This window comes from Roseateles chitinivorans, assembly GCF_050632235.1.
In the GTDB taxonomy this organism is placed as follows: domain Bacteria; phylum Pseudomonadota; class Gammaproteobacteria; order Burkholderiales; family Burkholderiaceae_C; genus Roseateles; species Roseateles chitinivorans_A.
The window spans coordinates 6,131,519-6,145,089 of the sequence record NZ_CP192584.1 but is presented as its reverse complement, the minus strand read 5'-3'; the positions used below and the strand labels follow the sequence as shown (position 1 = coordinate 6,145,089).

Annotated in this window: 7 protein-coding genes and 1 pseudogene; 6 read left to right on the top strand and 2 right to left on the bottom strand. The window is 68.5% G+C overall.

Going from position 1 to position 13,571, the window contains the following annotated elements:
* Positions 1–133 precede the first annotated feature (133 nt).
* Together hemL and thiD are read right to left on the bottom strand one after the other, a co-directional pair.
* Complete coding sequence (gene hemL / locus ACQ859_RS28160) at positions 134–1,420, bottom strand: glutamate-1-semialdehyde 2,1-aminomutase (protein WP_431263749.1); 1,287 nt, start codon at positions 1,418–1,420, stop codon at positions 134–136.
* A 114-nt stretch (positions 1,421–1,534) separates the two neighbouring features.
* Positions 1,535–2,493: pseudogene (gene thiD / locus ACQ859_RS28155) on the bottom strand (bifunctional hydroxymethylpyrimidine kinase/phosphomethylpyrimidine kinase).
* 133 nt (positions 2,494–2,626) lie between these two features.
* Here thiD and ACQ859_RS28150 point away from each other — a divergent pair.
* From ACQ859_RS28150 to ACQ859_RS28125, 6 genes are all read left to right on the top strand, one after another.
* Entirely contained in the window at positions 2,627–2,818 is a 192-nt protein-coding gene (locus ACQ859_RS28150) for a rubredoxin (protein WP_088406382.1), read from the top strand.
* 125 nt (positions 2,819–2,943) lie between these two features.
* Positions 2,944–3,339: a response regulator gene (locus ACQ859_RS28145; protein WP_088406381.1), complete on the top strand. Its 396-nt coding sequence runs from the start codon at positions 2,944–2,946 to the stop codon at positions 3,337–3,339.
* 122 nt (positions 3,340–3,461) lie between these two features.
* A complete protein-coding gene (locus ACQ859_RS28140; RefSeq protein ID WP_088406380.1) occupies positions 3,462–3,827 on the top strand; it encodes a response regulator transcription factor in 366 nt (121 codons plus the stop codon).
* A gap of 4 nt (positions 3,828–3,831) precedes the next feature.
* On the top strand, positions 3,832–4,350 hold the full coding sequence (locus ACQ859_RS28135) for a chemotaxis protein CheW (RefSeq protein ID WP_431263748.1): 519 nt from the start codon (positions 3,832–3,834) through the stop codon (positions 4,348–4,350).
* 61 nt (positions 4,351–4,411) lie between these two features.
* Complete coding sequence (locus tag ACQ859_RS28130) at positions 4,412–6,676, top strand: methyl-accepting chemotaxis protein (RefSeq protein ID WP_431263747.1); 2,265 nt, start codon at positions 4,412–4,414, stop codon at positions 6,674–6,676.
* A gap of 87 nt (positions 6,677–6,763) precedes the next feature.
* Positions 6,764–13,555, top strand: coding sequence for an Hpt domain-containing protein (locus tag ACQ859_RS28125; RefSeq protein WP_431263746.1), 6,792 nt, complete (start codon positions 6,764–6,766; stop codon positions 13,553–13,555).
* Positions 13,556–13,571: the final 16 nt, after the last annotated feature.

The window sequence follows — 13,571 nt, the reverse complement described above, 5'->3', positions numbered from 1 at the left end:
GCTGTACCAATCGGTAAGCAAGCGTAATGCCTGTCGCGGATTGAAAAGATCGCGACAAGCCTGGCTCGGTGTTTGCTGGGGCCAGGCTTTCCCGAACCGGCAACCGGGCGGCCCGCCCGGGGAGCGGCTGCCGTCAGCGCAGGGCGGCGCGGGCGGCTTCCAGCGTGGCGTCGATGTCCGCATCGGTGTGCGCGGCGGACACGAATCCCGCCTCGTACAGCGCCGGCGCCATGTACACGCCAGCGTCCAGCATGCCGTGGAAGAAGCGGTTGAAGCGTTCCTTGTCCGTCGTCATGACGGTCGTGTAGTTCTGGGGCAGTTCCGGCATCAGGAAGAAGCCGAACATGCCGCCTTCGCTGTCGGTGCTGAACGGCACGCCGTTCTCGGTCGCCACGGTCTTCAGTCCGTCGACCAGGCGGCGCGTGCGCGCGGACAGGGCGTCGAAGAAGCCGGGCTTCTTGATCTCGCGCAGCGTCGCCAGGCCGCAGGCCGTGGCCACCGGGTTGCCCGACAGCGTGCCCGCCTGGTACACGCCGCCCAGCGGGGCGAGGTGGCGCATGATCTCGCGGCTCGCGCCGAAGGCCGCCAGCGGCATGCCGCCGCCGATCACCTTGCCGAACACGCTGATGTCCGGCACGAAGCCGGGGATCAGGTCCGCGTACACGCCCTGCGCGCTGCGCAGGCCGACGCGGAAGCCGGTCATTACCTCGTCCAGCACCAGCAACGCGCCGTGCTGGCGGCACAGCTCGCGCATCCGGGTCATGAAGGGCACGCTGGCGCGCACGAAGTTCATGTTGCCGGCGATGGGTTCGACGATCACGCAGGCCAGCTCCGGGCCGTGCAGCGCGAAGGCCTCTTCCAGCTGGGCGACGTTGTTGTACTCCAGCACGATGGTGTGCTGGGCCGTCGCCTCGGGCACGCCGGCCGAGGTCGGGTGGCCGAAGGTCGCCAGCCCCGAGCCCGCCTTCACCAGCAGCGCGTCGGTGTGGCCGTGGTAGCAACCCTCGAACTTGATGAACTTGTTGCGCTGCGTCGCCCCGCGGGCCAGGCGGATGGCGCTCATCGTCGCCTCCGTGCCGGAGCTCACCAGGCGGACCTGTTCGCAGCTCGGGACCAGCGCCAGGATCTCCTCGGCCAGTTCGACCTCCCGTTCGGTCGGCGCGCCGAAGGAGAAACCCTCCAGCACGGCCTTCTGGACCGCCTCGACGACGGCCGGATGGCCATGGCCCAGGATCATCGGGCCCCAGGAGCCGATGTAGTCGATGTAGCGCTTGCCGTCGGCGTCCACGATGTAGGCGCCTTCGCCGCGCGTGATGAAGCGCGGCGTGCCGCCGACGGCGCGGAAGGCGCGCACCGGCGAATTCACGCCGCCGGGAATGACGCGCTGGGCGCGGGCGAACAGGGTCTCGTTCTGGCTCATGAGGGAAATCCGGTGCTGCGACTGCCGCGAGCGAGGCTCACGGCCGAGGGATGGAGGTGAAGGCCGATGACGGCAGGAAAGCACGAGGGCGCCGCGCGGGCGCCCTCGGCGGTCTCAATGGATGCGGCGAGGGCCGCGGCTGGGGGGCTCGTCGATCGGCATCTCGTCGGTGACGGGCACGACCTCGGCCCCTTCCTCCCCTTCCTCGCCGGGCGGCAGCGCCCAGAAGAAGCGGTCCGGCACCACGTTGCCCATGCCGGGGCGGAAGCCCGCCTCCAGCGACTGGTCCAGGAAGGCCAAGGCCTCGCCGACGGCGTCGTGCGGCTCCGAGCCCACCGACAGCAGCGCCGCCAGCGCCGCCGACAGCGTGTCGCCCGAGCCGACGAAGCTGGCCTCGAAGCGCTCGAACTTCTCCCCGGTGATCGCGCCCTGGGAATTCGCCAGCACGTTGTCGATGTACTGGTTGGGGAGCTGGATACCAGTCACCAGCACGTTCGCGGCGCCATGTTGCTGCGCGGCCACGGCCAGTTCACGGGGGAGGCGGGTCGGTCAGCATCCCAGTCGGGGAGCAGGCAGTCGCTCAGTGTCTTCTGGTTGCCGACCAGCACCAGCGTCTGCGGCAGCACCAGCTCGCGGAACGCGTCGAGGTAGCTCTGCTGCTGTTCCTCGTCCAGCCAGGAGATGCTGGGCAGGTAGGCCACCAGCGGCACGTCCGGGTAGTCGGACAGGACCTCGGCGACAGAGGAGACGCCCTCGGCGCTGCCCAGGAATCCGACTTTCCAGGCGGCGACCGGCACGTCCTCGAGGATGGAGCGGGCCTGCTCGACGATGCAGTCGCCGTCCAGGGTCTGGTGGTCGAAGACTTCGGCGGTGTCTCGCATCACGATGGCGGTCACGACCGGCAGGGCGTGCGCACCCATGGCGGCGATGGTGGCCACGTCGCCGGCGCTGCCGCCCGCGCCGCTCGGGTCGGACGCATTGAAGCTCATCACGCAGGCCGGGGGCGGCGAATCCTGGTCCTCGATCGCGGCGGCGTCCTGGGGATCTTGTTGATGCGGGTCTGGGCGGCTCATGAATGGTTCGGCGAGAAGCCGTGAACTGGTGCGCAAAACGTGGAGAAGCACCGCAACCGACTGTTGTTTCATCGGTACTTCCGCCCCCGGGTCAGACCGGGGGCATGGCTACAATCTTTCGATCATTGTAGTGATGCAAAGTCAACCCATCGTGAGCGAAGCAAGGACCTGGATGTGCCTGATCTGCGGCTGGATGTACGACGAGGCCGTGGGCGACCCTGAACACGGCATCGCCGCCGGCACCCGTTGGGAAGATGTCGACATGAACTGGACCTGCCCCGAATGCGGCGCCCGCAAGGAAGACTTCGAAATGGTCCAGATCTGACCCTCGCATCGACCTTTCGGCAAGGCACCGGTCCTCGATCATCCGGCGGTCCTTCCAGCGCTCGTCGTTTGTCGCGAGCCTGAAATCTCTCTGACAACCATTGTCTGAACAATACGGAGAAGAGCTTGGATTCCAGCGCAAGCCCCCGCACGGCGACCAAGGTGCTCGTCATCGACGACAGCAACACGATCCGCCGCAGCGCCGAGATCTTCCTGAAGCAGGGCGGCCATGAGGTCGTCCTGGCCGAGGACGGCTTCGACGCGCTCGCCAAGCTGAGCGACTACCAGCCCGATCTCGTGTTCTGCGACATCCTGATGCCGCGTCTGGACGGTTACCAGACCTGCGCCATCATCAAGCGCAACCCACAGTTCGCGTCGGTGCCCGTGATCATGCTGTCGTCCAAGGACGGCCTGTTCGACAAGGCCCGCGGCCGGATGGTCGGGTCGCAGGACTACCTGACCAAGCCCTTCACGAAGGACCAGCTGCTGCAGGCGGTCCGACAGCATTGCCAGGCGGGCTGACCGGCCAGACGGGCCGCCCGCTTTCCACGACCTCATCCACGACATCCAACGACGCTCACGCCTGGCTCGAACGACGACTCCACCAACGCGAATCGACACGAGCCAAGACAGAGGGAGATCCCATGCCCATCCACAAGATCCTGCTGGTCGACGATTCGAAGACCGAGCTGCACGCGCTGAGCGACCTGCTGACCAAGCGCGGCTTCACCGTGCGCACCGCCGAGAACGGCGAAGAGGCGATGAAGCGCCTGGCCGAGGAAAAGCCCGACCTCATCCTGATGGATGTGGTCATGCCCGGCCAGAACGGCTTCCAGCTGACCCGCGCCATCACCCGTGACGAGCGCTATGCCGACGTCCCGGTGATCATGTGCACCAGCAAGAACCAGGAAACCGACAAGGTCTGGGGCATGCGCCAAGGCGCGCGCGACTACGTCGTCAAGCCTGTCAAGGCCGACGAGCTGCTGGCCAAGATCAAGGCGCTGGGCTGACATCATGGCCAACAAGCAAGCGCTGCGCGAACTTCAACAACGGCTGGCGCAGCGCATGCAGGCGGCGCGCGAAGCGCCGCAGGCTGCGAGTTGGCTGGCAGTCGAGTGCGCGGGCCTCGGCCTGCTGCTTCCGCTCAAGCAATCCGGCGAAATTTTCACGCCGGTGCCGCTTCAGGCGGTCCCGTACACGCAACCTTGGATGCTGGGCGTGGCCAACTTGCGGGGCGGTCTGCATACGGTGGTGGACCTGTCGGCCTTCCTGGGCCTGCGAGGTCCGGCGCCGCTGACATCGGCCCACCGGATGGTGTCGATCAATCCGGATCTGGGCATCAACTGCGCGCTGCTGGTGGACCAGCTGCTGGGGCTGCGCGGCGATGAACAGCTCCAGGCCGAGCCCGATGAGGGCGGCCATCCCGATTTCGCTCCTGCCCGCATGCGCGACGGGCAGGGCCGGCGCTGGCAAGTGCTGGACCTGGATGCGCTGACGCAGCATCCGCAATTCCTGCGCATTGTTTTGAACTGATAGCCAGACGACGGTCCCGTCACAGGCGCCGATTCGACGAACGAGATCAAACGAGGGTGAGATGAGCTTCCTGGACAAGATCAAGAACAAGGGCAAGAACGAGGGCAACGACGACTTCGACGCCGGTCCGCAGACCGACGCGTCGGGCGCCGTGCCGGAGGACACGCAAGACTTCCAGCCTTCGATCATCACCACGGCGCAGCCCACGCCGGAGTTCCAGGACACGTCCGCGGGCTACCAGCCCTCGGCGTCCGCCCCGGAATCGCCCCAGCCGATGCCGGCCGTGGCCCGCCAGCCCGAGCAGCGCCGCACCGGCCTGCTGACGGCGTTGGTCGCCGCCGGCCTGATCGGCACGACGCTCACGGTGTCCTGGTCGCTGATCAGTTCGAACCGTTCCGCGGCGCAGGTGCGCGGCGCGGGTCAGGCGGCGACGCAGTCGCAGCGTCTGGCGAAGGCGGTCTCGACCGCGCTGCTGGGCAACAAGAACGCCTTCCCGGAAATGAAGGAAGCGTCGGAGATCCTGACCGGCGTGATCGGCTCGCTGCGCGACGGCAGCGGTGAGCTGGCCAAGGCGCCGGGCTCGGTCGATCCGCTGCTCGAGAAGATCGCACCGATGGTGGCGCGCGCCGACAAGAACACCAAGGTCATGCTGGCGCAGGAAAAGGTGTTGACCCAGGTCGGCGCCGCGCTCCGCGCGATCAACCGGCAATCGTCCGACCTGCTGGAAAGCGCCGAGGCCGTGGCTTCGCTGTCGCTGCAGAGCTCTGCCCCGACGGGTGAGGTCGCCGCGGTCGGTCAGCTGGTGATGCTGACCCAGCGGATCGGCAAGTCCGCCAACGAATTCCTGACGCAGGAAGGCGTGAGTCCTGAGGCCGTGTTCCTGCTCGGCAAGGACTTGAACGCGTTCCGCGAGATCGCCCAGGCGCTGCTGAACGGCAACCCGGAGCTCCGCCTGAACGGCGCGAAGGACGCGCAGGTGCGCGAACGCCTGAAGGTGCTGCTGACGCAGTACGACCAGACCCGCTCGCAGGCCACCGCCATTTTGTCGAACCTGCAGGGCCTGGTGTCCGCGCGGGAAGCGCAGACGGCGATGCTCAATGACTCGGAACTGCTGCGCAAGGACCTGGACGACCTGGGCGTCGGCCTGGAATCCGCCGGTGGCCTGAACCCGGTGCTGCTGATCGGCATGCTGGCTTCGCTGGCGGTGCTGGTGATCGGCTCGGTGGGCTTCCTGCGTCTGTACGTGTCCGACCAGTCGCGTCGTGCCCAGATGGCGGAAGAACAGCGTCGCGAGGCCGAGGCGCAGGAGCAGGAAGCCAAGCGCGTCAACGACGCGAACCAGGCGGCGATTCTGCGACTGATGAACGAACTGCAGACGGTCGCGGAAGGCGACCTGACGCACCAGGCGACGGTGACCGAGGACATCACCGGCGCGATCGCCGACTCGGTGAACTACACGGTGGAAGAACTGCGCTCGCTGGTGCACCAGGTGCAGACGACGGCGGTCCGGGTGACGGACACGACCGCGCAGGTCGACCAGACGTCGACCGAGCTGCTGGCCGCATCGACCGAACAGCTGCACGAGATCCGCGCCACCGGCGAGGCGGTGCTGCAGATGGCGCACCGGATCAACCAGGTGTCCGCGCAGGCGCAGCAGACCGCCGACGTGGCCCGCCAGTCGCGGGAAGCGGCCGAGCAGGGTCTGGAGGCGATGCAGAACAACATCGGCGGTATGAACCAGATCCGCGACCACATCCAGGAGACCTCCAAGCGCATCAAGCGGCTGGGCGAGTCGTCGCAGGAAATTGGCGAGATCACCGAGCTGATCTCGGACATTACCGAACAGACCAACGTGCTGGCGCTGAACGCGGCCATCCAGGCGGCGTCCGCGGGCGAAGCCGGTCGCGGCTTCTCGGTGGTGGCGGAAGAAGTTCAGCGGCTGGCGGAACGCTCCGCCGACGCGACGCGCCGGATTGCCGCGCTGGTCAAGACCATTCAGACCGACACGCACGACGCGGTGGCCGCCATGGAGCGCTCCACGCTGGGGGTGGTCGAGGGCACGAAACTGTCCGACGCGGCCGGCCGTGCACTGGAAGACATCGACTCGGTGTCGCGTCGCCTGGACGACCTGATCGGTCAGATCTCGTCGGTCGCGCAGAACGAAGCGCGCGCCGCCAACGAGGTCGGTGCGAACATCCAGCACATCTTCGCGGTGACCGAGCAGACTTCCGACGGTACGCGTTCCACTGCCCAGATGGTGCATGAGCTGTCGCGGTCGGCGGAAGCGCTGAAGCAGTCGGTGGCCCGGTTCAAGGTCACGTCCTGATCGGACGGGCCTTCCGCCCCGCGCCACACCGGTAGAACAGGGATCACCCCGCACCGCGTCGACAATTAGAAGAGAACAAGAGCGAGCATGGACCTTACGCGCGAATCCGAGTTCCCCGCCGACCTGAGCCCTCTGGCCTGGGTCCAGGAGGAGCTGCGCCGCACGCTGGAATCGGTGCACAAGGCCCTTCGCCGCGTGCTGCGCGATGCCGATGCGCGGTCGACGACGCTGGGCGGCGACGGCCAGCCCAGCCCCGCCCTGCAAGGCGCGGCCCAGCAGATGCATCAGGCCGCCGGCGTGCTGGCGGTGGTCAGCCTGCCTGCCGCGGCGCATCTGTTGCGTGCCGCCGAAGCGACGCTGTTCCGCCTGGCCGAGAACCCGGCCAGCGTGAGCATCGCCGAGGTCGAGGCGGTCGAGCGCGCGGACTTCGCGGTGCTCGCCTTCATCGCCAAGACGCTGGCCGGCGGACAGCCGAGCTCGCTGGCGCTGTTCCCCGCCTATCAGACGTTGCAGGAACTCAACGGTGCGGGCCGCATCCACCCGGCCGACCTGTGGACCGAGGAATTCCGCTGGCGTGAACTGCCGTTGGACCGGGGCGTGCGCGCCCTGACGTCCGAGCAGATGCGCACGCCGTTCGAGGCGCTGCTGCTCAAGCAGATGCGCGCACCGGCGCCCGGTCAAGGGCAACTGCTGAGCGACCTGTGCGCGGGTCTGGCGCTGACACAGACGCAAGCGAACGCGCGCACGCTGTGGATGCTGGCCGCTGGCCAGTTCGAAGCTCAATCGCGCGGTCTGCTGCCGGTGGACACGCTGGTCAAGCGGCTGGGATCGCGTCTGCTCGCGCAATTGCGCGCCGGCAGCGATGCCGCGCCGTCCGAGCGTCTGGCCAAGGACCTGCTGTTCTTCGCCGCCGCCGCCAAGCATGCGGAACCCGGCTCCGCGCCGCGCCTGAGCGCGGTGCAGCAGGCCTACGGCCTGATCGAAGCCGACACCGTCGACTACCGTGACGACGCGCTGGGCCGCATCGATCCGAACTGGGTCGCCGCGGCGAAGCGTCGCGTCATCGCGGCCAAGGAATCCTGGGCCTCCGCCGCCGAGGGCGAGACCCACCGCCTGGGCGGATTGGACGAGCAGTTCGCCAACGTCGCCGAGTCGCTGCAGAAGCTGTTCCCGAGCGGCGAAGTGCTGGGCGACACGCTGCGCCGTGCCGTCGTCACGACGCTCCGCTCCGGCCGTGCGCCCGAGCCTGCGCTGGCGATGGAGATCGCCACGTCCATGCTCTACCTGGAGGCCGCCCTCGAGGACGAGGCCTTCGACCAGCCGGAGCAGGGCGAGCGCGTGAAGAGCCTGGCCCGCCGCATCGAGTCGGTCGGTCACGGCGAAGCGCCGCTGGCGCTCGAAAGCTGGATGGAGGAGCTCTACCGCCGCGTGGCCGATCGGCAGACGCTGGGCTCCGTCGTCCATGAACTGCGCGCGAGCCTGTCCGAGGTCGAGCGTCAGTGCGACGAGTATTTCCGCGACCCCAGCAAGCGTGACCGGTTGATCCCGGTGCCGGGGCAGTTGCAGGCGATGCGCGGCGTGTTCAGTGTGCTGGGGCTGGCTCAGGCCGCGCAAGCGACGCTGAAGATGCGCGATCAGGTCGACGAACTGGCCAACACCGAGGTCGATCCGACGCTGTCGGGACCGCGCGCGCAATTCGACCGGCTCGCCCACAACCTGGGTGCGCTGGGTTTCCTGATCGACATGCTGAGCGTGCAGCCGCAACTGGCCAAGCGCATGTTCCGCTTCGAGGAAGACACCGGGCTGCTGCAATCGCTGGTGGGCCGCGAAAGCGAACTGCAGCCGCAGGCGCAGGAGCCGGTCGCCGCGATGGCCGAGGCACAGCCGCAACTGATCGATCAGTTGCAGGCGACGGCCCAAGCCGTGGCGCAGGGCGATCGCTCGACCGAGGATCTGGCCCGAGATCTGGAACGGATCTCCCACGAAGCCCGTGCCGCCGACGACCTCGGCATGGCGCAGGCGGCGCAGCAGGCGCAACAGCAGCTGCTGTCGGCCGGCGGCGATGCTGCGGGCAGCCACGCCGCGGAATCGCTGCAGCAGTTCATCGAGGCCGCCGCGCCCGCCGCACCTCCGGCGCAAGCGCCGAGCGCGCCGATCCCGCAGGCCGAGGAAGCCATCGACGAGGAGATGCTGGGCATCTTCCTGGAAGAAGCGGCCGAGGTCGTGACGACCGCTCGCGAGGCGATGACCGCGCTCGCCCGCAACGGCAGCGACAAGGAACAGCTGACCACCGCGCGTCGTGCCTTCCACACGCTGAAGGGCAGCTCGCGCATGGTCGGGCTGAACGAGTTCGGCGAAGCCGGCTGGGCCTGCGAGCAGCTCTACAACCACCGCCTGTCGGAGCATCCGCAGGCTGATTCGGACCTGCTGCGCTTCAGCAATGAAGCGCTGGACGCCTTCCAGGCCTGGGCCGCCGCGATCGCCGACAAGCGTCCGCACGGCTTCCACAGCGCCCCGTTCCGCGCTTCGGCCGATGCGCTGCGCCTGGAAAACCGCTATCTGCCGCTGCAAGTGTCTGCCGAGCCGGCGGCCCTCGCGGCTGCGCCAGTCGCTGCCCTGCCCGAGGCGATCGAGGTCGTCGAACTGGTCGACATCGGCGCGATCCCCGAAGTGATCGAAGCCGCCGAGGCGGTTGAAGTCGTCGAGGTCCCCACCGTCGACGAGGTGCATGAACTCGACCTGTCGGGCCTCCCGGAACTGTCGCTCGCCGACGAGGTCGCCGCCCCCGCGCCGTCGACCACGCCTGACGAGCAGGCCGCGCTGGACCTGCTCGCCACGCTGGACGCGGCGCCGATCCCGGCAGGCGCGGTCCTGCCGTCGCTGGATCTGCCGGGTCTGGATGTGCCGCCGCTGCCGGTGGCCGATCTTGGCATCGTCACGGAAGTCGAGGCGGCCACGTCGTCTGACCTGGCCCTGGACCTCCCGGGCGAGCTGCCCGAGTTGACCCAGGCCGTGCCGGAGTTGAGCGCCTCGATCGATCTGGCGGCGCTGTCCGCGGCCGACCTGCCTGCCCTCGACGCGACGATGTCACTGCCGACCGTGGCGGATGTGATCGAGCCGTCGGCGCTGCAGGCGCCGTCGACCTCCGAGCCGTCGCTCAGCGTCGAGCCGCCGGTCTTCCACGACGAACCGACGCTGGCCCTGGAGCCGACGTTGACGCCCGCCGATGACGCGGCCGTCACCCTGGATCTGCCGGAAGGATGGCCGGCGGATGCGCCGATGGTCGAGATCGAGGCCACGACGCCGATGCCGCTGGACGAGCTGCCGGTTGAGCCGGTGGTCGACGAGCCTGCACTGGACCTGCTGGATCTCTCGGATCTGAATACCGAGCCGGTGACCGCGCTGGACGCGTCATCGACGCCCGACCTGTCGCTGACGCTGGACCTGGGCGAGGAACGGGTCGAGACGCCGCCGGAAGGCCTGTCGCCGCGTACCTTGTCCGATCTGGAACTGCCGGACCTCGACCTGAACACGCCGGTCGTGCCCGCGACGCACGCGGCGCCGGCATTGAGCCTGGTGGGCGGGACGGCCGTCACGCCGCCGGTCGCCGAGGCGCCGGCCGAGACGCTGGACGAGGACATCACGGATGACAGCGACGAAGGCGTCAAGGTCATCGGCCCGCTGCGCATCAGCATCGCGCTGTTCAACATCTTCCTGAACGAGGCCGACGAGCGTTCGCGCCGTCTGCAGGTGGAACTGACCGAGTGGTCGCTGCTGCCGCAATCGCCGCTGCCGCAGGACGCGGAAGCGCTGGCACACGGCCTGGCTGGCAGCGCGGCCACGGTCGGATTCGACGACCTGTCGACGCTGGCACGATGCCTGGAACACGCCCTGGGCCGCGCACAGGGCCACGTGGTGGCCGACCCGACGCTGTTCCAGCGCGCTTCGGACGAGATCCGCCGCCTGCTGCATCAATTCGCCGCCGGTTTCCTGAAGGAAGCCGATCCGGCCCTGCTGCTCGAACTGCAAGCCTTCGAGCCCGGCGCCGTGCTGCCTGACGGTCATGCCGACAGCGACGAGGGCCTGCTGGCCATGTCGCTGGAGGAAGTGTCCACGGCCTCGCTGCCGGCCAATCTGCTGAACGTTCCGGTGGCCCCGGTCAACCCGTTCGATCCTGATTTCCCGACCTCGCAAGCCGCCTTCCATCAGGCCGCCGAGGCGACCGACGACGATTTCGACTTCAGCCAGCCCGACCAGATCGAGCCGGAACTGATGCCGATCTTCGAGGAGGAAGCCGAGGATCTGCTGGGTCAGCTGCACGGCGCGCTGCGCGAGTGGGCGGCTCAACCGGCGGATTCCAGCCGGGCCGCGGCATGCATGCGTGTGCTGCACACCTTCAAGGGTGGCGCGCGCCTGTCGGGCGCCATGCGCCTCGGCGAAGAGGCTCACCGCCTGGAGTCGCAGGTCGAGCATCTGGTGGCCGAGGGCGAGCCGCGCTTCGACCAACTGCTCGCCTTGCAGGACGCCGGTGACAGCCTGGAGCACTCCTTCAAGACGCTGCAGCGCACGTGGCGCAATCCGGCGCCGGTGGTGCCCGCGCCGATGGCGCCACCTGTGCCGGTTCCGCCGATCGCGCCGGTCGCCGAGCAACTCGCTCCGATTCCGGCCGCCGAGGCGGTGGAAACGATTGAATCGCCCGCCGAAGGTTCCGACGCAATTCCGGCGCAGATCGCTGAAGCGCCGGCCGAGCCCGAGGCCCCGATCGAAGAGATCGTGGAGCTGGTCGCTCCCGCGATTGAGGCCGAAGCGCCGATCATCGAACCGGTGGTCGAGCCGATCGTCGAAGCGGTTGTTGAACCCACCATCGCGCCGGTCGCCGAGATCGTCGAGCCGGTCGTCGTGGAGCCTGCTCCCGCGGCGGCGCTGATTCCCACGCCGCTGGCCGACATCGACATCGACTGGGCCCACTTCAGCGAGGTGGCCGACCTCGGCCAGCCGCTGGAAAGCGCGCCGGTCGCACCGGCCGCGCAGGTGCGCGTCCGTGGCGCGCTGCTGGAACGCATGGCGGCGCTGTCGGGCGAAGTGTCCATCCGCCGCGCCCGCCTGGAATCCGAACTGGGCCAGATGCGCACGTCGCTGGGCGACCTGGACGACAACCTGGAGCGTCTGCGTACGCAGCTGCGTGAGCTGGAGTTGCAGGCCGAGGCCCGCATCGCCGCTCGCCAGGAAGCCGCGCAAGCCACCGGCAAGGACTTCGACCCGCTGGAGTTCGACCGCTACACCCGCTTCCAGGAACTGACCCGGATGCTGGCCGAGTCCGTCAACGACGTGGCGACGGTCCAGCGCGGCCTGCAACGCAACGTCGCGGCGGGCGAAGACGAACTGGCCGGCCAGTCCCGGCTGACGCGCGAGCTGCAGGACGACCTGCTGCGCACGCGGATGGTGGAATTCGACAGCAGCCTGGGCGAACGTCTGCACCGCGTGGTGCGGCAGGCTTCCCGCGAGAGCGGCAAGCAGGCGCAGCTCGAGATCCGCGGCGGCGGCGTCGAACTGGACCGTGCCGTGCTGGAGCGTCTGACGGGCGCTTTCGAACATCTGCTGCGCAACAGCGTGGTGCACGGCATCGAGACACCGGACGTCCGCCAGCAGGCCGGCAAGGCCCCGGTGGGCCGCATCGTGCTGAACCTGCATCAGGAAGGCAACGAGATCCAGGTCCGCTTCAGCGATGACGGCGCCGGCCTGAACCTGGTGCGCATCCGCGCCCGCGGCGAGAGCCAGGGCCTGATCCAGCCGGGTCAGGACGTCAGCGACTCGCAGTTGATGGACCTCATCTACGAGCCGGGCTTCTCCACTGCCGATGCGCTCACCGAAATGGCAGGCCGCGGCGTCGGCATGGACGTGGTCCGCTCGGAAGTGAACACGCTGGGCGGCTACGTGGTGACGCAGTCGACCGCGGGGCAGGGCGCGAGCTTCGAGTTGCGCGTGCCGCTGACGACGGCGCTGACGCAGGTCGTCGTGCTGCGCTACGGCGACCGCAAGGTCGCGGTGCCCGCGGCGCTGATGCTGTCGGTGCAACGTCTGCCCGTCGAGACGGTGGAACAGGCCTACGTCGACGGCTCGCTGATGGCCGCCGGCGAACGCATGCCCTTCTACTGGCTGGGCGGCCTGATGCGCCACAGCGATCGCGGCTTCGCCCATGGCAAGACGCTGCCGGTGGCGCTGGTGCACAGCGCGCAGCAGCGTCTGGCGCTGCACTGCGACGAAGTGCTGGGCAACCAGGAAGTCGTGATCAAGAACCTGGGCCCGCAGCTGATGCAGGTGCCGGGCCTGGCTGGCATCAGTCTGCTCGCCTCCGGCGACGTGGCGCTGATCTACAACCCGGTGGCGCTGGCCAACCGCTATGGCCATGCCGCGCAGCAGCGCGTGCACGACGCCGAAGCGGCGTCGCGCCAGGTCGTGGTCGAGGAAGCCAAGGTCCAGCTGGCACCGCTGGTGATGGTGGTGGACGACTCTCTGACGGTCCGTCGCGTCACGCAGCGCCTGCTGGAGCGCGAGGGCTACCGCGTGCTGCTGGCCAAGGACGGTCTCGACGCGATGGAACGCCTGGGCGGCGACGAGTTGCCTGCGGTCGTGCTGTCGGACATCGAGATGCCGCGCATGGACGGCTTCGACCTGGTCCGCAACCTGCGTGCCGACACGCGTCTGGCGGGTCTGCCCGTGATCATGATCACGTCGCGGATTGCGCAGAAGCATCGCGAGTATGCACAACGGCTCGGAGTCAACGATTACCTGGGCAAGCCCTATGACGAAGAGCACCTGCTGGGCCTGATCGCCCGATACACTTCGCATCTGTCCGCCGCTCAGCCGGCGGGGGCGTAGCGTCCGGCCTCCCGGA

Excerpts from the sequence above, each read along its gene's own strand:
- ACQ859_RS28130 (WP_431263747.1), top strand. The coding sequence starts at position 4,412 with ATGAGCTTCCTGGACAAGATCAAGAACAAGGGCAAGAACGAGGGCAAC.
- ACQ859_RS28125 (WP_431263746.1), top strand. The coding sequence starts at position 6,764 with ATGGACCTTACGCGCGAATCCGAGTTCCCCGCCGACCTGAGCCCTCTG.
- ACQ859_RS28140 (WP_088406380.1), top strand. The coding sequence starts at position 3,462 with ATGCCCATCCACAAGATCCTGCTGGTCGACGATTCGAAGACCGAGCTG.
- ACQ859_RS28135 (WP_431263748.1), top strand. The coding sequence starts at position 3,832 with ATGGCCAACAAGCAAGCGCTGCGCGAACTTCAACAACGGCTGGCGCAG.
- hemL (WP_431263749.1), bottom strand. The coding sequence starts at position 1,420 with ATGAGCCAGAACGAGACCCTGTTCGCCCGCGCCCAGCGCGTCATTCCC.
- ACQ859_RS28150 (WP_088406382.1), top strand. The coding sequence starts at position 2,627 with ATGCAAAGTCAACCCATCGTGAGCGAAGCAAGGACCTGGATGTGCCTG.